At 35.8% G+C, this 24,290-nt stretch carries 28 protein-coding genes; 5 read left to right on the top strand and 23 right to left on the bottom strand.

Features of this window, described 5'->3' with window-relative positions; translation table 11 throughout:
• Positions 1-14: 14 nt before the first annotated feature.
• From KQI71_RS07915 to spoIVA, 7 genes are all read right to left on the bottom strand, one after another.
• On the bottom strand, positions 15-776 hold the full coding sequence (locus tag KQI71_RS07915) for an SDR family NAD(P)-dependent oxidoreductase (RefSeq protein WP_216435374.1): 762 nt from the start codon (positions 774-776) through the stop codon (positions 15-17).
• Positions 773-1,450: an HAD family hydrolase gene (locus KQI71_RS07920; protein ID WP_216435375.1), complete on the bottom strand. Its 678-nt coding sequence runs from the start codon at positions 1,448-1,450 to the stop codon at positions 773-775. The genes KQI71_RS07915 and KQI71_RS07920 overlap by 4 nt, the downstream gene beginning before the upstream one ends.
• Positions 1,444-2,181 carry a 16S rRNA pseudouridine(516) synthase gene (locus KQI71_RS07925; protein WP_216435376.1) on the bottom strand — a complete coding sequence of 246 codons (738 nt, stop codon included), beginning with the start codon at positions 2,179-2,181 and terminating at the stop codon, positions 1,444-1,446. Before KQI71_RS07925 ends, KQI71_RS07920 begins: the two co-directional genes overlap by 7 nt.
• Positions 2,172-3,533, bottom strand: coding sequence for an RsmB/NOP family class I SAM-dependent RNA methyltransferase (locus tag KQI71_RS07930; protein WP_216435377.1), 1,362 nt, complete (start codon positions 3,531-3,533; stop codon positions 2,172-2,174). Before KQI71_RS07930 ends, KQI71_RS07925 begins: the two co-directional genes overlap by 10 nt.
• Before the next feature lie 11 nt (positions 3,534-3,544).
• A complete protein-coding gene (locus KQI71_RS07935) occupies positions 3,545-4,348 on the bottom strand; it encodes a GTP pyrophosphokinase (RefSeq protein ID WP_216435378.1) in 804 nt (267 codons plus the stop codon).
• Between the two features lie 210 nt (positions 4,349-4,558).
• Entirely contained in the window at positions 4,559-5,521 is a 963-nt protein-coding gene (locus KQI71_RS07940) for a beta-ketoacyl-ACP synthase III (protein ID WP_216435400.1), read from the bottom strand.
• 85 nt (positions 5,522-5,606) lie between these two features.
• The gene (gene spoIVA, locus KQI71_RS07945; RefSeq protein WP_216435379.1) at positions 5,607-7,079 is read right to left on the bottom strand and encodes a stage IV sporulation protein A; all 1,473 of its coding nucleotides are present in this window, start codon (positions 7,077-7,079) and stop codon (positions 5,607-5,609) included.
• Positions 7,080-7,201: 122 nt separating this feature from the next.
• Between spoIVA and KQI71_RS07950 the strand changes: the two genes are divergently transcribed.
• Entirely contained in the window at positions 7,202-7,816 is a 615-nt protein-coding gene (locus KQI71_RS07950) for a hypothetical protein (protein ID WP_216435380.1), read from the top strand.
• Between the two features lie 52 nt (positions 7,817-7,868).
• Here KQI71_RS07950 and aroE read toward each other — a convergent pair whose 3' ends face one another.
• The 16 genes from aroE to rimM all read right to left on the bottom strand — a co-directional run bounded on the left by aroE (position 7,869) and on the right by rimM (position 21,559).
• Positions 7,869-8,744: a shikimate dehydrogenase gene (gene aroE, locus KQI71_RS07955; protein ID WP_216435381.1), complete on the bottom strand. Its 876-nt coding sequence runs from the start codon at positions 8,742-8,744 to the stop codon at positions 7,869-7,871.
• Positions 8,745-8,772: 28 nt separating this feature from the next.
• Positions 8,773-10,230: a UDP-N-acetylmuramoyl-L-alanyl-D-glutamate--2,6-diaminopimelate ligase gene (locus KQI71_RS07960; protein WP_216435382.1), complete on the bottom strand. Its 1,458-nt coding sequence runs from the start codon at positions 10,228-10,230 to the stop codon at positions 8,773-8,775.
• Positions 10,231-10,258: 28 nt separating this feature from the next.
• Positions 10,259-11,116, bottom strand: coding sequence for a diaminopimelate epimerase (dapF, locus tag KQI71_RS07965; protein WP_216435383.1), 858 nt, complete (start codon positions 11,114-11,116; stop codon positions 10,259-10,261).
• Positions 11,117-11,371: 255 nt separating this feature from the next.
• Positions 11,372-12,640 carry an aminotransferase class I/II-fold pyridoxal phosphate-dependent enzyme gene (locus KQI71_RS07970; RefSeq protein WP_216435384.1) on the bottom strand — a complete coding sequence of 423 codons (1,269 nt, stop codon included), beginning with the start codon at positions 12,638-12,640 and terminating at the stop codon, positions 11,372-11,374.
• A gap of 37 nt (positions 12,641-12,677) precedes the next feature.
• On the bottom strand, positions 12,678-13,688 hold the full coding sequence (locus KQI71_RS07975) for an NAD(P)H-dependent glycerol-3-phosphate dehydrogenase (RefSeq protein ID WP_216435385.1): 1,011 nt from the start codon (positions 13,686-13,688) through the stop codon (positions 12,678-12,680).
• Positions 13,689-13,701: 13 nt separating this feature from the next.
• Complete coding sequence (plsY, locus tag KQI71_RS07980; RefSeq protein ID WP_216435386.1) at positions 13,702-14,325, bottom strand: glycerol-3-phosphate 1-O-acyltransferase PlsY; 624 nt, start codon at positions 14,323-14,325, stop codon at positions 13,702-13,704.
• Complete coding sequence (gene der, locus KQI71_RS07985; RefSeq protein ID WP_216435387.1) at positions 14,326-15,648, bottom strand: ribosome biogenesis GTPase Der; 1,323 nt, start codon at positions 15,646-15,648, stop codon at positions 14,326-14,328.
• Positions 15,649-15,728: 80 nt separating this feature from the next.
• Complete coding sequence (gene pgeF, locus KQI71_RS07990) at positions 15,729-16,547, bottom strand: peptidoglycan editing factor PgeF (RefSeq protein ID WP_216435388.1); 819 nt, start codon at positions 16,545-16,547, stop codon at positions 15,729-15,731.
• Positions 16,537-16,881 (bottom strand): YraN family protein, encoded by a 345-nt coding sequence (locus KQI71_RS07995; RefSeq protein WP_216435389.1) that lies wholly within the window; start codon positions 16,879-16,881, stop codon positions 16,537-16,539. Before KQI71_RS07995 ends, pgeF begins: the two co-directional genes overlap by 11 nt.
• Positions 16,878-17,534 carry a ribonuclease HII gene (locus tag KQI71_RS08000; protein ID WP_216435390.1) on the bottom strand — a complete coding sequence of 219 codons (657 nt, stop codon included), beginning with the start codon at positions 17,532-17,534 and terminating at the stop codon, positions 16,878-16,880. Before KQI71_RS08000 ends, KQI71_RS07995 begins: the two co-directional genes overlap by 4 nt.
• Positions 17,535-18,389: a ribosome biogenesis GTPase YlqF gene (gene ylqF / locus KQI71_RS08005; RefSeq protein ID WP_216435391.1), complete on the bottom strand. Its 855-nt coding sequence runs from the start codon at positions 18,387-18,389 to the stop codon at positions 17,535-17,537.
• Positions 18,390-18,404: 15 nt separating this feature from the next.
• Positions 18,405-18,959 carry a signal peptidase I gene (gene lepB / locus KQI71_RS08010; protein ID WP_216435392.1) on the bottom strand — a complete coding sequence of 185 codons (555 nt, stop codon included), beginning with the start codon at positions 18,957-18,959 and terminating at the stop codon, positions 18,405-18,407.
• A 76-nt stretch (positions 18,960-19,035) separates the two neighbouring features.
• Complete coding sequence (gene rplS, locus KQI71_RS08015) at positions 19,036-19,383, bottom strand: 50S ribosomal protein L19 (RefSeq protein WP_216435393.1); 348 nt, start codon at positions 19,381-19,383, stop codon at positions 19,036-19,038.
• A gap of 119 nt (positions 19,384-19,502) precedes the next feature.
• Positions 19,503-20,423 (bottom strand): HAD family hydrolase, encoded by a 921-nt coding sequence (locus tag KQI71_RS08020; RefSeq protein WP_253287995.1) that lies wholly within the window; start codon positions 20,421-20,423, stop codon positions 19,503-19,505.
• A complete protein-coding gene (trmD, locus tag KQI71_RS08025; protein ID WP_216435394.1) occupies positions 20,344-21,051 on the bottom strand; it encodes a tRNA (guanosine(37)-N1)-methyltransferase TrmD in 708 nt (235 codons plus the stop codon). The genes KQI71_RS08020 and trmD overlap by 80 nt, the downstream gene beginning before the upstream one ends.
• Positions 21,044-21,559 carry a ribosome maturation factor RimM gene (gene rimM / locus KQI71_RS08030; protein WP_216435395.1) on the bottom strand — a complete coding sequence of 172 codons (516 nt, stop codon included), beginning with the start codon at positions 21,557-21,559 and terminating at the stop codon, positions 21,044-21,046. Before rimM ends, trmD begins: the two co-directional genes overlap by 8 nt.
• Positions 21,560-21,756: 197 nt before the next feature.
• On the opposite strand from rimM, the gene KQI71_RS08035 reads away from it, so the two are divergent.
• From KQI71_RS08035 to KQI71_RS08050, 4 genes are all read left to right on the top strand, one after another.
• Complete coding sequence (locus KQI71_RS08035; protein ID WP_216435396.1) at positions 21,757-22,488, top strand: FxLYD domain-containing protein; 732 nt, start codon at positions 21,757-21,759, stop codon at positions 22,486-22,488.
• A 77-nt stretch (positions 22,489-22,565) separates the two neighbouring features.
• Positions 22,566-22,820 (top strand): hypothetical protein, encoded by a 255-nt coding sequence (locus KQI71_RS08040; protein ID WP_256442136.1) that lies wholly within the window; start codon positions 22,566-22,568, stop codon positions 22,818-22,820.
• Positions 22,821-22,868: 48 nt separating this feature from the next.
• Complete coding sequence (locus tag KQI71_RS08045) at positions 22,869-23,189, top strand: helix-turn-helix domain-containing protein (RefSeq protein WP_216435398.1); 321 nt, start codon at positions 22,869-22,871, stop codon at positions 23,187-23,189.
• A gap of 5 nt (positions 23,190-23,194) precedes the next feature.
• Entirely contained in the window at positions 23,195-24,088 is an 894-nt protein-coding gene (locus tag KQI71_RS08050; protein ID WP_216435402.1) for an IS3 family transposase, read from the top strand.
• Positions 24,089-24,290 lie beyond the last annotated feature (202 nt).

Raw genomic sequence — 24,290 nt, forward strand, 5'->3', positions numbered from 1 at the left:
CTTTTCCCTGTCTCTTATTTGCCTGTTACTCTTACAATCCACCCGGTAGGAAGAATCTTACAAAAGACAGTTAAAATTTTCATCACTGGTCCATAAACAGATACTGGTTTTTTCTTTCTTCCATCACGCAATGCTTTTTTTACAACTTTTTTGGGATCTGCCAAAACAAGTTTTTTGTAAAATTTTACTTCTTCTCTCTGGTAAGCGATATCAAAAAATTCAGTTTTAACAGGCCCCGGGCAAATCGCCGTTACATGGATTCCACGACTTCTTAGTTCCTGTCCAAGAGCTCTAGAAAAGCTTAACACATAAGCCTTTGTTGCAGCATACACAGAAAAACCTGCCTGTGGTGCAAAAGCTGCGGCCGAAGCGAACTGATAAATATATCCCCCTTTTCCCATATATGGAATTGCCAATTTGGTCAATAAGGTAAGTGCTGTACAGTTTAAGGATATCATTCCAGAAATCTCTTCCATCTCTAAATGTTCCAAATTCCCAGAAATTCCAAATCCAGATCCATTGGCAATGATACATACTTTTGGTCCTTCCTTACAAAGGACCTGTTTAAGTTTTTCAAAACTTTCTTTCTTCTCAAAATCCAAAGCAAAACTTCGAATTTTTGTTGTTGAAACCTCTTTTTTTAGATCTTCCAGCCGTTCTTTTCTTCTGGCAATCACCCAGATTTCTTCAAGAAAAGGATACATTTGTGCAATCTGCAAAACAAATTCCCTTCCCATTCCGGAAGACGCACCGGTTACAATTGCTATTTTTTTCATGATCTTCCTTTCAATACCCGATATGTTCCATTTAAAATGTCATAATAAGATTCAATATAATAATCAGCAAGTTCTAATTTCTCTTTCATCGAACGCTCCGAATAAGGATCTTTTACCGCACAAGTTTCCATATGTGCTCGTTTCCCAGCTAACAATCCATAAGGAATATCCTCAAAAACAAGAATTTCTTCTGGTTTTGTTTTTAATTTTTCCGCAGTATATAAATAGACATCAGGTTCTGGCTTTCTTCTCGGTACTTCATCTGAAGTACAAATATAATCAAATGCATCAATAATTCCATTAGAACGAAGACACACTTTTGCAAGTTCCCTAGAATTACTTGTCGCAATTCCAAGCGACATATTTTTTTCTTTTAACTTTGCAATGAATTCCTTTGCTCCATCTTTTAGTGGAATCTCTGTTTCATACATTTTTGCTGCCATCTCATTCCATATACTCTTAATTTCCTCGATCGTCAAAGGAAGTGGAAAATGTTCCTTAAAATAAACAGCGGTCTCATGGAAACTATATCCTTCTAATGCATCATTTAATCCTTCCGGCACAGTTAGTCCATATTTTCCAAGAAATCGAACATCAATTTCTTTCCAAATCCACATGGAATCAACAAGCGTTCCATCCATATCAAAAATTACTGCTTTTTTATTTTCTAACATGAGCGCTCCTTCAATTTAATAATTTCATCTTTTGTCAATGTGCGGTAAGACCCTTTCGAAAGTGCCTCATCCAATACAAGGTTTCCCATGGATAATCGTTTAAGATAAAGAACCTCACTACCAATAGCATGAACCATTCGTTTTACCTGATGAAATTTTCCTTCGGTAATTGTAATCAAAATTTCTGATTCTTCCTCTCCTGCCTTTAGAATTTCAAGTTTGGCAGGTTTTGCAATCTCACCATTTCCGATTGGAACACCTTTTTGAAATGCCATAATTGCCTCTTTTCCAACGGTTCCCAAAACTTTTGCCATATAAACCTTTTCTACATGCTTTCTTGGTGATAAAAGATTGTGAGCTAACTCTCCATCATCTGTCAAAAGAAGCAATCCTTCCGTATCTTTATCCAGTCTTCCAACTGGAAATAATTTATCTTTGAAAGGCTCATTTATAAGATCAAGTACCGTTCGATCTTTTGAATCTTTTGTCGCTGAAATTACACCAGCTGGCTTAGATAGCATCAAATAATGAAATTCTTCAAAACAAAGCGGACTTCCATCCATACAAACATGATCTATTTGTATCGATACCTTACTTTCTGGCTTTGTGCAAAGCATTCCATTGATCGTTACTTTTTTCTTTTTTAATAATTCCTTTGCTTCTTTTCTAGAGATTCCAAGACTTTCACATAAAAATTTATCCATTCTCAAAATTTTCTTCATTATAACCATCTCCAGCTGGAGGCATATTTATTTTTCATTCTACCTTTTTTTATTTTCCCCCAACCAAGCGGAAAACCTCCAGTTCCGATCAAGTGCATACCTTCTGTATGAATATCTACATTCAATGTTTCACATTTTAAATACCGAATGGTTCTCTCATCTTCCAGGTCAAAAGAAATATATTTTTCAAATTCTTCTGGTCGAAGAGCAACTGCAAATGATTGGCTTGGTTCAAAACGACCTTTTTTCATCTCTCCCAAAAACAATCCTTTCCTAAGAACACGGATTTTTTCAAGTTTGGGCAGATCTTCTTCTAGATAAAACAATTTTCCTTGATGTTCTCTTACATGATTCCAATCAATTGGCATCTTACAATCTTTAAAAAATTGTTTTGTTTCATCACTTAGTTTCGGTGTTTTTATCTTTTCATATGAAAGCACCTCTTCTTTCCCTGGCGCTTTCTGAAGAAGGGCCAAGAAATGTCCTTCTCCCTTAATTTTATGTGGCCACAGACGAATACAATGTTTCACATCTTCTCGTTTGCTTAAAGTCCATTCTGGATGCCCGTGATCAAAACCGCCACACATTTTCATCGGAACGAGACTCAAATCATCATTATGCTCTAACATATATTCAATCACTTGTTCATTTTCTTCTGGCGAAAATGTGCAGGTAGAATAGAGAAGCATACCTCCTGGTTTTAATAATTTTACCGCATCATCGACAATTTCTCTTTGAAGTTTTGCATAAGGTTCGCTCCCTTTTTGTTCCCAATTTTTCAGTTCATTGCTTCCCTTTCGAAACATTCCCTCGCCAGAACATGGAGCATCAATCAAAATTTTATCAAAAAATCCATGCAATGATGGCACCATATATTTCGCTTCTGTACATAAAACAACACTATTTCGAATTCCAAACATCTCAATATTACGAATCAACGCTTTTGTTCTCGATACACTAACATCATTAGATACAAGGATCCCTTTTCCTTTTAATTTTGCACCAAGCTCTGTAGATTTCCCACCAGGAGCCGCACATAAATCAAGAACCTTATCTCCTGGCTCCACTGGAAGATAAGAAGCCGGTGTCATTGCACTTGGTTCCTGGATATAATAAAGTCCTGCATAATAAAATGGATGTCTAGATGGTCTTTCTTCTCTACTAACATAAAAGCCATTATCGGTCCATGGAACCGGTGTTACGTTAAAAGGACAGATTTTTAAGAAATCTGCCACCGATATTTTTAATGTATTTACTCGTATTCCATAATAAGCCGGATCATCCAAATGCTGTTCATAGGAGGAAAATTCTTCTCCTAAAAGCTTTCTCATTTTTGCTTCAAATTCTACTGGTAATTTCATATTATTTACTCCTATGAAATACTCTGAGCACGATAGCCTTCTGCAATAATATCCAGCTGTTTATTAAAGTGCTCGAGTTTTTCCATATCTCCTGTTTCGTATATTTTATAAAATTCATCCTGAATCTTTACAACTTCCCGTTTATTGGCAACTTTATAAAGATTTTGCATGGTATGAAGAATTTCTGACACAACGTTTGCTTTCTTTCGAAAAGAATTCTGTGCATCCATAATCTCATCCCTCACTGCCGACATTTCTTGATCTAAAATATCAATTGCCTCTGAGGCTCCAAGCAATTTACTTGTTACATGTTCTGGAATATTTCCTTTATATTTATATTGAAGAGAATGTTCTACGGTTGCCCAGAAATTCATCGCAAGCGTTCGAATCTGAATTTCAGCCTTCAAACGTTTTCTTCCATAAATCGTATTCACTTCATAATAAATAATCAGATGGTAACTTCGATAACCACTATCTTTGGATTTAGAAATATAATCCTTTCTGCTTTTAATTTTCATATCCGAGCGATTTTCAATAATTTCAACAACCTTCTCTATATCTTCTACAAATTGACAGATCAGTCGTACACCTGCAATATCTTCCAATTCCTCTTCTATATCATTTACATTAATTTTTTTCCTCTGCATCTTATCAAGAATGCTTGAGATTGTCTTAACTCTTCCATCCACCTGTTCGATCGGCGAATATCTTCCTGCATTCCGATATTCCTGTATCATATGATGGAATTTCAAAACAAGCTCATCTACCGCCAGTTCATATGGGCTTAGGATCTCTCTCCATAATTGTATTTCCATGTATTCCCTCCCTGTAATCATTTTGTTATTATAGCATATTTTTACACAGAAAAATAGCCAACTTTTTTAGATTTCGAAAGCTGACTATTTTATACCACACATGCCACTTTTTTCAAATGGCTGTAGCTTTTTTCATTTTCTTTTGTATTTCTATAATATACTCAGGCATATTCTTCGCAAGGAAGAAGTTTTTGTACTTTTAATCGTAATTTACCATTCTAGATAAACAGATCCCCAAGTTAAACCACCGCCAAAACCACAAAGAACAATTTTATCTCCTGGATTTAACATTCCTTTCCGGTTCATTTCATCTAAAAGAATTGGAACAGTTGCCGATGAAGTATTGGCGCAATGATCAAGATTGACTGGAAATTTATCCATTGGTTCTTTTAGACGTTTTGCAGCTGCTTCAATAATTCTTAAATTTGCTTGATGTAAAACAAAATAACGAATTTCTTCCTTATCAACTCCTGCTTTTTCCAGTACCTTTTTAACGCTCTTTGGTATCATGCGAACTGCAAATTTAAATACTTCTGGTCCATCCATGGTTACCTGCTGCATTGGAGACTCATCCTTTACAAGGAAATTATTCAAATGACGTTCTTCACAAGTCAAAACACCACCTTTGGCTCCATTAGATCCTGCATCAATATATACATTTCTTGTAGCATCTGCTTCCACAATTGCACATCCTGCCCCATCTCCAAACAATACACAGGTACTTCGATCTTGCCAGTTCATAAGTTTTGACAATGTTTCTACTCCGATCACCAGCATTTTCTTTCCCATTCCGGCCTTTGCATATGCGCAGGCTGTCTGAAGAGCAAACAAAAAACCAGAACATGCTGCATTGATATCCATACATACCGCATGATCTGCACCAATTTCTTTTTGTACTTCACAGGCCGTACTTGGAGTCGCATGGTCTGCCGATAGGGTAGCCACAAAAATATGATCCAACTCCTCTGGTTTGACATTGCTATCTTTTAAAGCTTTTTTTGCTGCCTTTGCTGCCATGGAAGAAGTTGTATCTTCTATCGAAATGTGTCTACTTTTAATACCGGTTCTTGATGAAATCCACTCATCACTCGTATCCATTATTTTTGCAAGATCATCGTTGGTCACTGATTTTTCTGGAAGAAAACTTCCTGTTCCTAATACTTTAATAGCCATAGTTACTCCATTTATCCTGATGGTTTTCCCACAATTTACTTTGTCTTTCAAAGTATATTCTTTTTTCTTGTATTTGTCAATGCTGTTATATAATGATACAAACAAGTCCTCCATTGCTTTCATTAATAATTTTTTCCATTGTTTCCTGTAGTTTATGTTGACTTTCTTCCGTCATTTTTAGCGCTTTTGCCTGCATTCCATCTCCAACCAGCTGTTCTAGTGTTTTTCCAAAAATATTAACATCCCACATACTTTCTCCTGGTTCTCCAGATCCTTTTTCAATATATTCCATCAAATCTTTTGCCTGATATTCTTCTCCAACAATCGGCGCAATTTCTGTTGAAATATTCGCACGAATCATATGAATAGAAGGAGCACTTGCTTTTATTTTGACTCCATATTTGCTTCCATGCTTTACAATCCGTGGTTCATCCAATGTAATATCTTCCTTCGTTGGTGTAACGACCCCATATCCTCTCTGTTTTACAGCACTTAATGCCTCTCCAACTTCCTCATATTCTTTTTTCTTCTTTGCAAGCTCCTGCATAATCTGAATAAATTCATATTCATTTCCTATTGGGAATCCGATGGTATCACTAAGGAAATCATAATAAAATTTATCATCAATCGATACTTGGATGGAGATTTCTCCGGTATCCATCGCAACATGATCCAGTTTCCATGCTTTTATGTATTCTGTTTCAAGATCCGTTTTTTCATAAACATCTCTCATGCAGCTTTTATCTTTCATCATCTTCCTTGCTGTTTCCAGAAGTTCTTTTTTTAGTGGGTGTTCCTTTGGAAGCGTTTCCGTCCACTTTGGTACATAAAATCCAATGGATGTAATTGGAAATTCCATCAACACACTTTTTAAGATCTGATAAATATCTTCTTTTTTTAGTTGCTCTAAATTCATTGGTATTACCTTTGCATGATAACGTTCTTCTTTTTCTCTAGCCAAATTCCTTGTCTCCTCCGAATATGGATGAATTGTATTTAAAAGAACAACAAATGGTTTTTGAAGACTTTTCAGTTGTCGAATTGTCTCTTCCTCTGGCTTTTCGTATTGCATTGCCTCAATTTCTCCAAAAGATCCATCACAAGTTACAACAACACCGATCGTTGAATGCTCTGTAATGACTTTTTTTGTTCCAATGGCCGCTGCCTTTGTAAATGGAATTTCATGATCAAACCATGGTGTTTTTACGAGACGTTCAGAATCTCCTTCCATGTGTCCAGTGGCTCCATCCACCATATATCCCACACAATCAATCAGACGGACATTTAAATCAATCTCATCTTCTACCTTAATAGAAACCGCTTCATTTGGAACAAATTTCGGCTCTGTTGTCATAATCGTTTTTCCACTGGATGATTGCGGAAGTTCATCATTTGCTCGACTTCTTTCATGTTCATCTTCCATATTAGGAAGCACCATCAAATTCATAAAGCGTTTGATAAATGTACTTTTTCCTGTTCTTACCGGACCAACAACTCCAATATAAATTTCCCCATTTGTCCTTGCCTTCATATCCTTATATACATTAAATTGTTCCATAACATCCTCCTTGGATAGACTGTTAAAGTATATGCAGGACATGCAGAAATATTCCTGAAAGCTTCTTGCTTTTTCTAAAAAGACATTGTATAATTTCTCCAGTTTATAAAAGGAGATTTATTATGTCATTTACCGGAATTTTCAAAGCAAATGATGGTATTTTCGCCATTACCGATTCTAAAGCATCTAAAAAAGAAAATGATCAGTGGGTAGAAGATTTCCAAAGAAATCCTGAAAAATTATTTCCATTTGTCAATGGAGTTGCTGTTACATATGGTTCCAACCAGATTCTTACCCAAAATCCTCATCAAATTTTTTCTAAAAAAATAAATCTTGAAGATTTTGTATACAGTTATTTATCCAATCATCCTTCCTTAGATTCTGCTTTTTTTCAAGAACTGCTTGTAAAAATAAATTCAAATCCTGTCAATCAGGAACCCATTAATTTCCTAATCGGACGTAAAATACGTGCCGGACAATATTTGCTAGAACATCACCAAATCGGTTATCAATATTATGTGCAAAAAATTCTCCCAGAAACAAACTTCTTTGTAACGGGCGGATGCAATCTTTACTGTCAAGTATTTGATCAAATGGATTCTCTGACGCATATTACTTCTGTAAAAATTCTTCAAAAATATGTTGCTTCAAGACTTGATCAAATGATTCAGTTTTATGATGATATTTTATCTTATAACCCCGTTGGAGGTAACATTAAATCTTATATTTTCGCATAAAAAATACAGGATCGCCAAAAAGTGGATCCTGTATTTTTCTTACTATTCTTTTTTATGCCTCACTAAAAAATTTTGCTTTTACTTCTTCTACCGGCATATCTTTTCCAGTAAATAATTTAAAGGAAGCAACTCCCTGCCATAACAGCATTCCCTTTCCAGGAACAGTAATACATCCATGTTCTTTTGCTTCTCTTAAGAATTTTGTTTCTTCCGGATTATAAACAACATCAGCAACAACTAATCCTTCGTGAAATAAACTTGTGTCTGTAATAACTGTTGTATTTTCTCTTGGTTTCATTCCAAGTAAAGTTCCGTTCACAAGAATATCTGCAGCATCAATTTTTTCACGCATTTTATCTTTTGCATCCAAGTCATAAAGTTCTACTTGACAAGATGGAACTTTTGCTTTTATCTTTTCTACCATTTTTTCTGCTCTTTCAAAAAATGGATCTCTTGGATTAAAAATTGTAATGGATTTTGCTCCATCTAATGCACATTGTACCTGAATTGCTGTTGCAGCTCCTCCGGCACCAAAGATGACAATATCTTTTTCCTTAACATCCACACCATGATCTTTTAAATTTGCAACAAACCCTTCTCCATCAGTGATATGTCCATACAATACACCATCTCTGTTAACAATCGTGTTGACAGCACCAATCAATTCTGAAGCTGGTGATAATTCATCTACATTTTGTGCTGCTGCTGTTTTGTTTGGCATTGTTACATTACAGCCTTTGATATCTAACAGACGCATCGTTTTTATAAATTCTGGTACCTGATCTTCTTTAATATCAAAGGCAAGATAAGCACCATCTACTCCACATGCCTGAAAACCGTAATTTTGCATTGCAGGCGATGCTGAATGTGAAACCGGTGATCCAATGACTGCAAATAATTTGGTTGTCCCTGAAATTCTTGCTTCCACTTACATATTCTCCTTTTATCTTTTGTTTTTATTTTCCCTCGATAATCTCCTGAATCAGATCTCTCTCATCCATATGATGTTTGACACCCTTAATTTCCTGGTAATCTTCATGACCTTTTCCTGCGAGAATTACAATATCTCCTTTTCCCGCATGTTCCATACAATATCGAATAGCTTCCTTTCGATCTGGAATCGTCACATATTTTCCTGGTCCCTTATGTACACCAATGAGAATATCATTGATAATATCCATTGGTTCTTCATTTCTTGGATTATCGGAAGTAACAACAGTTAAATCTGCCAGATTAGAAGAGACTTCTCCCATTTCATAGCGTCTGGCTTTTGCACGATTCCCTCCACATCCAAACAGGCAATAAATCTTATTTGGATTATACTTACGAATGGTTGTCAAGAGACTTTCAAGACTCATTGCATTATGTGCATAATCAATCATTAATGTATATTCTCCCGGAGTCTTAATAATTTCCAGACGTCCTTTTACCTGAATCGTATTCAATGCAGATAATACATCTTCTTTTACAATTCCCATATGGCGGCACAAAGAAATTGCTGCTAAAGAATTATAAACCGTAAAATCACCTGGAATATCTACATGAACATTATATTCCTGTTTTCCTTTTAAATCATAAGAAACTCCAAGGTATCCCGGTTCTTGGATTCTTGCAATATTTTCTGCATAAACATCATTTGATGCATTCATTCCATAAGTTTCAATCTTACATGTATGATTTTTGATGATACGTTCTACATAATCATCATCTCCATTGACAATTCCCTGTTTACATTGTTGGAATAAAAGACTCTTACAATGAATATAATCATCCATATCTTTATGCTCATTTTCCCCGATATGGTCTTCTGCAAGATTTGTAAAAATACCGTAATCAAATACAAATCCACTTGTACGATGAAGCATCAATGCCTGAGAAGATACTTCCATAACAACATTCTTTAGTCCTGCATCTACCATCTTACGGAAGGATTCCTGAACCACATAAGATTCCGGCGTTGTATTTACAGATGGAATTCTTTCATCACCAATAATTGTTTCAATTGTACCAATCAATCCTGTTTTTTGTCCTGCATGTTCAAGCACTGCACGAATCATATAAGTTGTTGTTGTTTTTCCTTTGGTTCCTGTAATCCCAATCGTTGTCAGTTTTTCAGCGGGATATCCAAAATAAGCGGCTGACATTTCTGCAAGAGCAAGTCTTGTACTTTCAACCTTAATAACAGTCAAATTTTCTGGTACTTCTACATCCTTTTCTACAATAACTGCTACCGCACCTTTTTCTGCTGCATCCGCTGCAAATTTATGTCCATCAAATGCTGCACCTGAAATACATACAAATACGCTGTCTTCTTCTATTTTTCTGGAATCATATACCAGTGTTGAAATTTTTACATTATCACTTCCCTGAATACAATTATATTCAGAACGTTCTAATAAATCCTTTAAAATCATTCTCTTTCTCCAATTATTCTGTCTTTTTCTATTCTGCTGCATCTATATTAGAAAGATCGATCTCTCCATCAAATACTTTTGTCGCAGGCCCTGTCATAAAGATCGTATCTTTTTCTTCATCATATTCAATCTGAAGATCACCACCTAAAAGGTGAACCAAAACTTTTTTCCCTGTCTTATGATTCAAATAAGATGCATATGCACTTGCACAAGCCCCGGTACCACAGGCAAGCGTTTCTCCTGCACCTCGCTCCCACACACGCATTTTAATTGTATTTTCATCAATCACCTGAACAAATTCTGTGTTCACACGGTCCGGAAACATTGGATGGTGTTCAAATTTTGGCCCGATTTTTTCCAAATCCAAATCATCTGTTGAGTCAACAAAAACAACTCCATGAGGATTTCCCATGGAAATACAGGTAATTCTATATTCTTTTCCATCAACAATGATCGGCTGATCAACAATTTCCGTAAGATCATCATAAATGGCTGGAATTTTTTCCGCCTGTGTGATTGGAGCTTCCATGTCAACTTTCACCCATGTCACCTTTCCATCTTCCACAGTGAGATCTAATTCCTTCAAACCACCTTTTGTTTCTATGGTTATCTTTGTTTTATCTGTCAGTCCATAATCATAGACATATTTTGCAACACAACGGATTCCATTTCCGCACATAGCTCCTTCAGAACCATCAGAGTTATACATGGCCATTCTAAAATCAGCCTTATCAGACGGACAAATACAAATCATTCCGTCAGAACCAATTCCAAAATGCCGGTCACTGACAAATTTGGATACCTTATTCGGGTCATCGATAGTTTCTTTCAAACAGTTTACATATACGTAGTCATTTCCACAACCGTGCATCTTTGTAAATTTCATGCAATCACTCCTTTTTTAACGTTTCTCTTATTCTATCACAAGGAAGTGTATATTGTACAGGCGAATTTCTACGGATTTTTTATTCATTGTTTTTATCTTTTTTACATATTCTGTTTTATTACAAATAATAAGTTTGATAAAAATTTAATTAAAAAAGACCATGACTTCTATGATTATCCCTTCCCTATGGATTTCTCCTGTAAAGAGAGGACATATCATTTTTTTGAAATCATGATCTTTATAATTTAATTTAATCTATGCTTCCAACAATTTTTCAATTCCAGCTTTTTTTACACAAACACAGAACAAATCAATTGCCTGCTGTAATTCTTCTACTGTTGGATAGGTTGGTGCAATTCTTAAATTGCTATCCTTTGGATCTTTTTTGTATGGATAAGTTGCACCTGCTCCTGTAAGAACAACACCTGCTTCTTTTGCAAGGCGCACAACTTCTTTTGCACATCCTGGCAAAACATCAACGGAAATAAAATATCCACCTTTTGGATTTTCCCAAGAAATCAGTCCACTTCCTTTTAATTCTTTTTCCAAAGTATTCAATACCGTCTCAAATTTCGGTTTTAAACATTCTGCCATTACTTTCATATGATCACGCAGTCCCTGTGCATCTTTAAAGAATTGCACATGACGAAGCTGATTAATTTTATCTGCCCCAATGGTCTGTGCCGTCATAATATTTTTAATTTCCGCAATATTTTTATCACTTGCTGCAATAATAGAAACACCTGCTCCAGGGAAGGAAATTTTTGATGTCGAGAAGAAATAATATGGTCTTTCTGGATTTCCAGCCTCTTTACATGCATCTAAAATATTTTTTACTTTTACATCTTCAAATACCCAGTGAACACCATATGCATTATCCCAGAAAATTTTGAAATCTTTTGCAGCAGTCTTCATAGAAGCCAAACGATCTACCGTTTCATCACTATAACAGATTCCCTGTGGATTTGAATATTTTGGTACACACCAGATTCCTTTGATGGCATCATCTTCTGCTACTAGTTTTTCTACCTGGTCCATATCTGGACCTTCACTTGTCATGTCGACAGAGATCAGTTCTACTCCTAATTTCTGTGTAACCATAAAATGTCTATCATATCCTGGACTTGGGCATAAAAATTTCACCTTGTCAAGACGTCCCCATGGAGTCTCTCCCATTGTTCCAAATACAAATAAACGCATCATTGCATCAAACATCAGATTTAAACTTGAATTTCCACCTACAATAATATTTTGAGCTGGAATATCAAGCAGATCACTGAAAATCTTTTTCATTTCAGGAATTCCATCTAAAACACCATAATTTCGAACATCTAGCCCTGCTTCTGTATGATAATCTGTCATTTCTTTTAACAAACCATTCGTCTTATCAAGCTGTGCCGGTGCTGGTTTCCCTCTAGACATATCAAGAGATAAATTTTTATCCTTCCATGCCTGATATTCTTTGTCTACTTCTTCTTTTAGTGCCTCTAACTCCTGTTTTGACTTTTCAGTAAATTCTACCATGTCTCTCCATACTTCCTTTCCTATATCTTGTCGTACGCTACTCCCACTGAAGGTTGTTATATTCTTTTTTTCTCTCCCTTAAAAGAAGAGTGGTAACTTCCTCTTTTGGATCTGCATGTTCAAATAGTACATGATTCACTGCCTCCACAATCGGTACTGAAACTCCACATTTCTTTGCAAGACCCAGAGCTGCTTTTGCAGAATATACCCCTTCAACGACCATTTTTACTTCCTTCATGGCCTCATCCGCAGATTTTCCTTTTCCCATTAAGTAACCTGCTTTTCTATTACGGCTATGAACACTGGTGCATGTTACGATTAGATCACCAACTCCAGTCAGTCCGGAAAATGTTTCCGGTTTTCCACCAAGAGCAACTCCAAGTCTCGATAATTCTGCAATTCCTCTTGTCATCAATGCTGCTTTTGTATTGTCTCCATATCCTAATCCATCTGTGATTCCTGCCGCAAGTGCAATCACATTTTTCAGTGCTCCTCCAAGTTCGATTCCTATAATATCGGGACTTGTGTAAACACGGAATACATGATTCATAAAAATATCCTGAAGCATTTCTGCAAGTTCTTTTTTCTTTGATCCAATAACAACTGTTGTAGGAATCCCTCTCCCCACTTCTTCTGCGTGACTTGGTCCAGATAATACACAAACTTGCGCATCAGGTATTTCCTGCTCAATAATATCAGATAATGTCATATAAGTCACATCTTCAATTCCTTTTGCAACATTTACGATAATCTGATCTTTTTTCACAAAAGGAGCCATCTGTTTGGCAACAGAACGGACAACCGGCGATGGAACTGCCATTACAACAACATCCTGACCGGTAAGACTCTTTTCAAGATCAGCTTCTATCCGAATATTATCCGGCAAGATAACTCCTGGAAGCTTGTCCTTTTGCTCTCTGTCTTTTTGAAGCATTTCTACTTCTTTTGGATCATGGGACCATAAAGTCACCTGATGCCCATTGTTTGCTAGTAAAACTGCTAACGCACTTCCCCAGCTTCCTGCTCCAATTACGCTGATTGTATTCATAAAACTCCCTCCGCTAACGCTTTACTTTCTGACCTAACTTATTCTCTGTGCCGTGCAACAGGCGTTCAATATTTGCACGATGACGCCAGATTGCCATGGCTGTAAATATACATCCGACAAATATCAGAGGCCAATTATTTGGTTCGCTGAAATATAATATAAACGGTATAATTAATACCATACAGATTGATCCGAGGGAAACATATTTTGTGAGCGCTGTAACTACAAGAAAAACAAGCCCACAAAGAAGCCCAAGCTGCCAGTGGAATGCAAAAATAACTCCACCGGTTGTTGCAATTCCCTTTCCGCCTTTAAACTTAAGAAAAAACGGGAAGTTATGTCCAAGAACAACCGCAAATCCAGTCAAAAGCCATAAAACAGCCTGACTTTTCACACCAAAAGCCGGAATAATTACATAACGTGCAAGATTAACTGCAATCAATCCTTTCAGTGCATCTCCAAGAAATGTCACAATTGCTGCAGTTTTTCCAAGTGTTCTTAATGTATTTGTTGTCCCAGAATTACCACTCCCATAATCGCGGATATCAATTTTATTTATCCTTCCAACAAAATATCCTGTCTGAAAGCAACCAAACAAGTAACCTACAATCATACAGACCACGACACAAAGCATCATTTATCGTTCCTTCCTTTCCCGCGCAATGATACGGATTGGCGTTCCGCGGAAACCAAAGGTATTCCTAATTTGATTTTCCAGATATCTCGTATAAGAAAAATGTGTTAGTTTTTTATCATTGACAAATACAACAAATGTTGGCGGTTTTACCGAAACCTGTGTCATATAGTAAAGTTTTAATCTCTTACCTTTATCAGAAGGCGGCTGTTTCATTGCCACTGCCTCTGCAAGGATTTCATTTAATACTCCTGTTTGAATACGAAGTGCATGGTTTTCAATAACAACATCCAGAAGATCAAAAATTTTGGAGAATCTCTGTCCCGTTTTTGCAGAAACAAATACAAGCTCTGCATAAGACATATAAGAAAGAACTTCTCTTACTTTGCTTGTATATTTATAAATTGTCTTATCATTTTTTTCTACCAGATCCCATTTGTTAACTGCAATGATCATTCCTTTTCCACGCTCGTGGGCAATTCCTGCAATCTTGGCATCCTGCTCGGTAATTCCTTCTTCTGCATCAATCACAAGAATCGCTACATCACAACGTTCTACTGCAGCAACAGTACGAATCACACTATAACGCTCCAAATCTTCTTTTACTCTACTTTTTCTTCGAAGGCCTGCAGTATCGATAAATACATATTCTTTATCTCCACGTTTAATTACAGTATCTACTGCATCTCTTGTTGTTCCCGCAATATCAGAAACAATCAGACGATCTTCTCCAAGCATTTTATTAATCATAGAAGATTTTCCTGCATTTGGTTTTCCAATAATGGCTACTTTGGGACGCTCGTCCTCTTCTTCCTGAAGTTTCTGTGGATCACAATTTGCAATCACTTCATCTAAAAGATCTCCAAACCCAATCTTTGAATTGGCAGAAACAGGGAATGGAGTTCCAAGTCCCAGATTATAAAATTCATACGTATCCATAATAAATTTCTGGTAATTATCAACTTTGTTTACTGCTAAAACGACTGGTTTATGTGAACGGCGCAACATATCTGCCACCTGATAATCTGCGTCAACCAATCCCTGACGTACATCTGTTAAGAAAATAATTACATCTGCAGTTTCAATGGCAATCTCTGCCTGATCTCTCATTTGAGATAATAATAAATCTCCTGTTTCTGGTTCAATACCACCAGTATCAATCATTGTAAACTGATAATCAAGCCAGGTAATATCAGCATAAATACGGTCTCTGGTTACTCCAGGTGTATCTTTTACAATCGAAATATTTTCCCCGGCTAACGAATTAAATAAAGTAGACTTCCCAACATTAGGACGTCCTACAATCGCTACAATCGGTTTGCTCATAATCTATATACCTCTCTACAAAATCCAAATAATTATTAATATAAGTATACTCTATTCAAAGGAACCCGTCCAGCTTAAGTTTATAATACAATAAAGGCTCCAAGATTCCCTCTTTTTCCATGACTGGCACGATGAGAAAACAAATACTTAGAATTACAACAAGTGCATACGTCTGTAATATCTAGATGTTCTCTTTTTATTCCAGCTTCCAAAAGAATGATTTCATTGATCTTCCATAAATCAAGCTGATATTTTCCATTTCCTTTATCATCCATATATTCTTCTGGCTGATGTCCTTGCATTTCTTCTCGAAAAACATCTGCTACATCCTCACTGACTTCATAACAATCTCTGCAAATAGAAGGGCCTATCGCAGCGACAATATCTTTTTTGCTGCAACCGTATCCTTTTTCCATAACATCAATCATCTTCGCACCAATACGCCCAGCAGTTCCTCTCCATCCAGAATGCGCGAGGGCCACTACTTCTTTTACTGGATCATAGAAAAATAATGGCACACAATCCGCATACCCTGTGTATAATGGAACTCCCTTTTCATTTGTCACAAGTCCATCCATGTTAGTCATAACTTTCCCACAATCTTCTTTTGTTGCTTTATGAATTTTCGTCTCATGAATCTGATTAGAAAATACTAATTTTTTAGAATCAAATCCAATGGCTTTTCCAATTCGGCGGAAATTTTCATCCACAGCAGCCTTATCATCTCCTCTAGTATAACTTAAGTTCATAGAAGCGAAAATACCTTTGCTGACTCCACCCATACGAGTAGAAAATCCATGAATCACACCTGCCTGATCCAATTTTTTAAATGTAAGATACGGCACTTCTCCTTCATGAAGAACCGTAGAATGATTTTCATTTGATTTTTTAAAATGCATTTTTTATTACCCTGATTTTCTTTCCTAATATCTCTACAACATCAAACCGCATCGGCTGATCAAAAGAAAGTCCTTTTTTCTTTATGTAAACGTTTGCTGTCTGATAAATTTTTCTTTGCTTATTCTGGTTAACGGCTTCCGCTGGAGTTCCAAAAGAACAATCTTTTCGATATTTCACTTCAACAAAGACAAGAATTTTTCCATCTTTGGCAATAATATCAATCTCTCCAGTCCTTATAGAAAAATTTCTGTCAAGGATTTTATATCCCTGTTGTTTCAAAAACCAACAGGCAATCGATTCTGCCGCCATACCTTTTGCTCTTTTATCTATCATATATATTTTTTCACAAATGTCCTGCGATGAATTTCGCAAATTCCTTGCTTTTTAATTCCCTCAATATGTGCTTTTGTTCCATAACCTTTATTTTTGGCAAAAGCATAACCAGGATAGATCTTATCATATTCTACCATCATATGATCTCTCGTTACTTTAGCCACAATGCTTGCTGCTGCTATGCTTGCACTTTTTGCATCCCCTTTGATGATTGGAACTTGTGGAATCTCCACCCCTGGAATTGTTACGGCATCATTCAACAAAAGATCCGGCGTAACCGATAGTTTTTTAATTGCCACACGCATTGCTTCGTAAGTTGCATTTAAAATATTAATTTCATCAATTACTTTTTCTGAAACCATTCCAATACCAATAGCAACTGCTTTTTCATAAATTTCTTTATAAAGAGTTTCTCTTTTTTTCTCCGAAACTTTTTTCGAATCATTTAAATAAAGAATATCACAGTCTTTTGGCAAAATAACTGCAGCTGCAACGACTGGACCCGCAAATGGCCCACGTCCGACCTCATCAATTCCACAGATATACGAACAGTCTTTATGTTCTCGTTCATAAGAAAACATTTCATACATACGTTCTTTTTCCAGCCTTAATTTTTCTTTTTTTTTGGCTTCTCTCTGTTCTTTTAATGTCATTTATGCTTCCTCAACTTCCGGAATCTCTAAAGAAATTTTTCCAAGTTTACCATTTCGGAATTCTTCTAATAAGATTTTTGATGCCTTTGTATAGTCAAGCTCATCGCCTTTTAACTTACAGTTTCTATTGATTGCAATGCTTTCAAGAATTTTTACTTTATCTTCGGATTCCTCTACATCATAACGATCAGACAAAATACTCGGATAATGTTCTTTCAAATAACAAATCAATTCTAGTGCCATTTCATCCTGATTTAAAATTTCATCACGAATGGATCCGATCAAAGCTAGACGCAATCCAACCATCTGATCTTCAAACTTTGGCCATAAAATTCCTGGTGTATCTAAAAGTTCGATATTTTTATTTAACTTAATCCACTGTTTTCCCTTTGTAACTCCAGGTTTATTTCCAGTTTTTGTACAGGCTCTTCCAACAAGGCTGTTAATAAAAGTCGATTTACCTACATTTGGAATCCCTGCAATCATCGCACGGATTGGGCGATTTTTAATTCCTCTTTTTTTGTCACGCTCTAGTTTCTCTTTACAGGCTTCCATAATGATATTCTGTGTGGCTTTTACACCTTTTCCTGCTTTTGAATTTGTCTTTGCAACAAAAAATCCCTTAGACTTAAAATACTCTTCCCACTGTGCAGTTACTCTTTCATCTGCCATGTCGGATTTATTCAACAAAATCAAACGATATTTTCCTGCTGCCAATTGATCAACATCTGGATTTCTACTACTTAACGGAATTCTTGCATCTACCAGTTCAATCATAATATCAATCAATTTCATATTTTCCTGCATCATACGTTTTGCTTTGGTCATATGACCAGGATACCACTGAAAATCCATAATATTCTCCTTTCATTATCCCCATGGCCAGTACTTGATACTAACCTTTCCTATAATATTGTTTTTCTTTACATTTCCAATGCTTGCACTTCTAGAGTCTTCACTGTTATTGTAATTATCGCCAAGAACAAAATATTGTCCCTTTTTCAAAGTAATCTTATTTCCTGCAAGTCCGGGAGAAAGAACTTTTTCTTTTGAAAACATTTTAATTTTCTTTCCATTCACATAAACGTTCCCATCTTTTACCTGCACAGTTTCTCCAGGAAGAGCAACAACACGTTTTACATAATAATTTGCGTCTTTTTCATTTTTTAATTTAAATAAAATGACATCATATCTTGATGGACTTTTTATATGATAAATTAATCGGTTGACTAAATGCTTATCTCCTTTTTCCATTGTAGGATTCATAGAATCTCCCTGAATTGTATAACTAAAACATACAAAACGTATAATCAAGAAAGCAAGTAGTACTACTCCAACAAATGTTAAAATGTATCCACCAATCATCTGTCTTTTTTGTCTTTTCTGTTTTCTCATCTGATAGGTTACTGTGTATCCACTTCTCATAGAAACCTCCTCAAATCTCTCATGAAATTAAAACAAAAGGGATAAGCCAAACAGCCTATCCCTCTCTCTTTTTTTATTATACTCTTTCTTTTACTTTTGCTGCTTTACCAACACGATCACGTAAGTAGTATAATTTTGCACGTCTTACTTTACCATGTCTTACAACTTCAATCTTTTCGATGATTGGAGAGTGTACTGGCCATGTTTTTTCAACACCTACACCGCTTGACTGTTTTCTTACAGTAAATGTTTCACGTGATCCACCGTTCTGTCTTTTAATAACAGTACCTTCGAAAACCTGAATTCTTTCACGATTTCCTTCTTTTACTTTTGCGTGAACTCTTACAGTATCACCTGTTCTAAATTCAGTTACTTCTCTTAACTGTGCATCTTCGATGCTCTTAATAATATCCTGTGCGCTCATTGTTGTTCCTCCTTGAACGTTTTCAGATGTTCTTAATACCTATCGTAACAGAGGACCATCCATATTTATAACAACTCGAATATTCTATCATATTTTTTTATGTTCATCAAGTGCTTTTTTTATTTTTTTAAAATAAATTTTTCTATAGCCTTTGCAACACCATCTTCTGCGTTAGAATCTGTAATATAGTCTGCAATTGCCTTCATTGAATCAAGTCCATTTTCCATGACAACAGAAAAATCAGCTGCTTCCAAAAGTTCTTTATCATTATCCGCATCTCCAAATGCCATTGTTTTCTCCGGATAAATTTTAAGAATCTGTGTAAGATGAGAAAGTGCGTCTCCTTTATTGCATCCTTTTTTAGATATTTCAACATTCTTAGGCAGAGAACTTGAAAATTGAATATCATCAATGGTATCAAGAAATTGCCGAACCTTTTGTCCTTCTTCTAAAGTACGGAAAATCACAGTAATTTTTTCAACTGTTCCATTGGTCTGTTTAATATAGTCTTCAACATTTTCTACTAGCTTTCTAGAACCAAGAACAATTTCTCTCATATTTTCATCTAACTCGTAATAATCAATATTTTCCATAGATTGTCGTTCTCCATAAGATTGTCCATTACAAATCACACTAATCATTAAATCAAATTTCCTAAGATCCCTGATCAATTCTAAAACACGTTTTGCATCAAAATGATTCTGATATAGTATTTTTTTCTCTTTTCGATCGTAAACCGTTGCCCCATTACTAAAAATTCCATAACGAATGCAATCCATTTCTTTTAACTCTTTTGGAAGTGCATTGATCGCCCGTCCAGTTGAAGGGACAAACACTACCCCAATTTCTGACATTTCTTTTATAACATCTTGTGTATATTTTGTAATTTCACGACTCGGATTTAAAAGGGTTCCATCCATGTCTGCTGCCACTAACCCAAATGCACTTTCTTCCTTATTATTATTCTTTTCCTTCATTCTCTTCATATTCCTTCCACAAATCCGGTCTTCTTTCTTTTGTTCTTTTGACAGACTGTTCATGACGCCATTTCCTAATATTTTCATGATGCCCAGATAGAAGTACATCTGGAACTTTTTTATCAAGAAAAACAGGTGGTCTTGTATACTGTGGATATTCAAGTAAACCATTTTCAAATGACTCATCACCTGCAGAATCATCGTTATGAAGAACACCCGGCACCAAACGTGAGATGGCATCAATCATAACCATTGCAGGTAATTCCCCACCTGTGAGTACATAATCTCCAATGGATACATAATCTGTAACAATCTCTTCTAGAACCCTCTCATCAATTCCTTCATAATGCCCACATAAAAAGACAAGTTCCTCTTCTTTTGCCAATTCTTTTGCCATGTCCTGATGAAAAACACGTCCTTGTGGCGTCATGTAGATTACCCTTGGTTTCTTTTTCATATCTTTCACCAGATCCTCATACGCACGATAAATTGGTTCCGGCTGCATTACAAGTCCTGCACCGCCTCCATAAGGATAATCATCCACCTTCATATGTTTATTCTGAGAATAATCACGGATATTCACTGCTTGAATCTTCAAATGTCCTGCTTCTACTGCTCTTCCAATAATACTTGTATTTAATCCATCCATTACCATTTCCGGAAATAATGTTAAAATATGAAATCTATTCATCGAGTAATCCTTTCATAAGATGAACAAGTACCTCTCCATTCTCCAGATCTACCTTTTTAATACATTCTCTAATCACTGGAAGAAGAACCTCTTTTCCATCCTCCGTTGTCACAACATAAACATCATTTGCTCCTGTTTGAAGAACATCGCTTAAAGTTCCTATGACTTCTTTATTTTCTTCATTTAATACTGTAAGTCCAATCAGATCCGCAATATAATACTCATCGTTTCCAAGTGGTACTGCCTGATCCCTTGTAACAAACAAACCACATCGTTTATATTTTTCTATTTCATTGATATTCGCAAATTCTTTAAATTTTAATACTGGTTGGTTTTTTATGAATTTACAGGAAACAACATGAAGAAGCATCCTTTCTTTTCCTGTTTCAAGATATACTTCCTTTAATTTTTTAAAACGTTTAATATCATCCGTCATAGGGAAAATTTTCACTTCCCCTGCAATTCCATGGGTATTTGCAATCGCTCCCACCTGTAAAAACTGTTCCATTTCCAAAACTCTTCCTTTCTCTCTTTCTTTTCCTTCTTATCATAAAGAAAGAAATGATAAAACTCAACTCTTTTTCTATAGAAAAGAAAAAATCTTTTGATATTTTCCATTTTTTTACAAAAATATTGATTGTAAATTTTTTCCATGTTATATTAGATTTATCGATATAAAGAGGAACTTAAAAGGAGATGATATTTATGTTAAAAAAAATGTTTTTCTTTTCTTTCATTGCTGTATTCTTTGGACTATCCATTACTGGATGTCAGAAAAGTACTTCTACCCCTAGATTTAGTCGAGGAAACAGCATTTCCAAAAAATCCGACGGTATTTCCGGCTCAGAAAAAGAAAAACCCAAAATTGTCGAAAGTGGCTATCGCATTGTAGATTCCTATGGATCAAAAACCATTGAATATGCAGGTACTATTGAAAATCCAAACAAAGACTGCGGCCTTAGATTTCCTAAAGTCACGATCATTGCAAAAAATAAAGATGGATCTATCCTTTCTTCTAATGAACATATTCTTGATCCCATCGCTCCCCTAGATAAAATATCTTTTGCAGATACTGGAGACTGTAAAGAAAAGACTCCTGCAAGCGTTGAATTTAAAGTAGATTGTAAAACTTTCACTTCCCCAAACGACAAAGACATCGTTCCAACAAATCAAATCAAAATTTCAAACATTTCGGAAACCTCAGAAAATGGAAATGAATATTCCTACACCGGAGAAATCGAAAATAAAAGCGACTCTGACCTTCGTAATATTACTCTTATCATTTTATTTAAAAAAGATAATAAAATCGTCGGTGGAAAAGCATCAGAAATAGACGATCTAGAAGCCGGAGAAAAAACAACTTTTGATACACTTAAAGAAGATGTTCCAAAACACGATGAATATCAAATTTCTGCAAGTTCATGGTTAAAAGATTAGTTTTTTAATGATAGGACACACTATCGAAAAAGAAATAATGAGAGGCTGTAAAATAAGTGATATGCTGAAATCTATATCTGGATGGAACAGAAAGCCAACGGCGAATTGCCGATATGTTTGATGTAAGTCTCGCATCTGTCCAACAATGGATTCGAAACTATGAATCTATGGGAGCAAATGCATTCACATTGAAAGGGAAGAAAAAATATCCCAAAGAATTGAAACAACAAGCAGTCTTAGATTCTTTAGCAGGCTATGGTTCTCAAGATGATATTTGCAAAAAATACGGGATCCGTTCAAAAGGTAAGTTACAAACTTGGATAAAGAAGTAGAATGATCATGAAGAATTAAAATCTTCTGGAACAGGAGGAAGCATTATCATGACCAAAGGAAGAAAAACCACTTTTGAAGAACGGGTTGAAATAGTACAGTATTGTATCGCACATGATCGTAATTATGCCCAAACAGCAGGACAATACCAGGTGTCCTATCAACAGGCTCGCAATTATGTCGTTAAATATGAAACCAATGGAGTAGAGGCTTTAAGAGATAATCGTGGCAAACACAAAAGTCCTGATCAGATGAGCGAGTTAGAAAAGCTACGTGCTGAAGTTAAAATTTTAAAAGCAGAAAAAGAACAGGCTGAGATGGAGGCATCTTTTTTTAAAAAACTCGAAGAAATAGAGAGGAGGCAAGGCTAAGCCTGATCCGTCATGAACATATATATCAGGCAATTAAAGAAGAACATGAAGATCATAATTATTCAGTTACTGCACTTTGCAAACTTGGTAATGTTTCTAGAGCAGCTTATTATAAATGGCTACACAGAGAAATTCCTAAAAGTGAGCAAAAGAATAGGTTTATTGCTGACGAGATAGAAAAGATTCATACAGACTCACCGGATAAAGGCTATCGAAGAATCAGAGATGATTTGGAACGATATCATGGTATTGATGTAAACGATAAACGTGTGCTACGCATTTGCCGTAAACTTAATATAAAATCAACTATCAAGTATTCTAACAACGGATGCACAAGACAGGCTGCAAACCCTCAGTATATAGCTGAAAATATACTTAATCGGGAGTTCACTGCCAAAGCACCAAATGAAAAATGGCTCACTGATGTGACAGAATTCCATTATGATATTGGGACGGAAAAGCATAAAGTTTATCTAAGTGCAATACTGGATCTATATGATAGACGAATTGTTTCGTATGTTATTCGTGATAAGAACAACAATGCTTTGGTGTTTGATACGGTAGACAATGCTTTACTTAGAAATCCTAGTGCGCAGCCACTGTTTCACAGTGACAGGGGATTCCAATATACGAACAGGACATTTCATACAAAACTTGTAAATGCTGGAATAATACAAAGCATGTCGCGAGTTGCTAAATGTATCGACAATGGACCAATGGAAGGCTTTTGGGGAATTCTGAAGAGAGAGCGATACTATGGAAAACGATTCACTGATAGAGGTACTCTCGTAAAAATGATCGAAGATTATATAGATTATTACAACAATAAACGCTTGCAAAGGAATCTCGGAATTTTAACACCAATGGAAAAACACGAAATTTACTTGCAAGCTGCATAAAAACTGCCAGCAGATAAATTTCTGCTGGCAGGAAAAATTTATATTTTTTCAATTGTCTACTTGACGGGGAGCAGTTCAAAGTTCCTAATCAAGGAACGCCAGTTCCGGCAAATGTCGGTTCTGGCGTTCCTTGATTTTATGGTTCTTGTTTTTAACAAAAGGACAGTTTTTCGTGTAAAAAATAGTGCACTTAATAAGCCCG

It is taken from the genome of Anaerostipes sp. MSJ-23, from assembly GCF_018918155.1.
Classification (GTDB): domain Bacteria; phylum Bacillota; class Clostridia; order Lachnospirales; family Lachnospiraceae; genus Anaerostipes.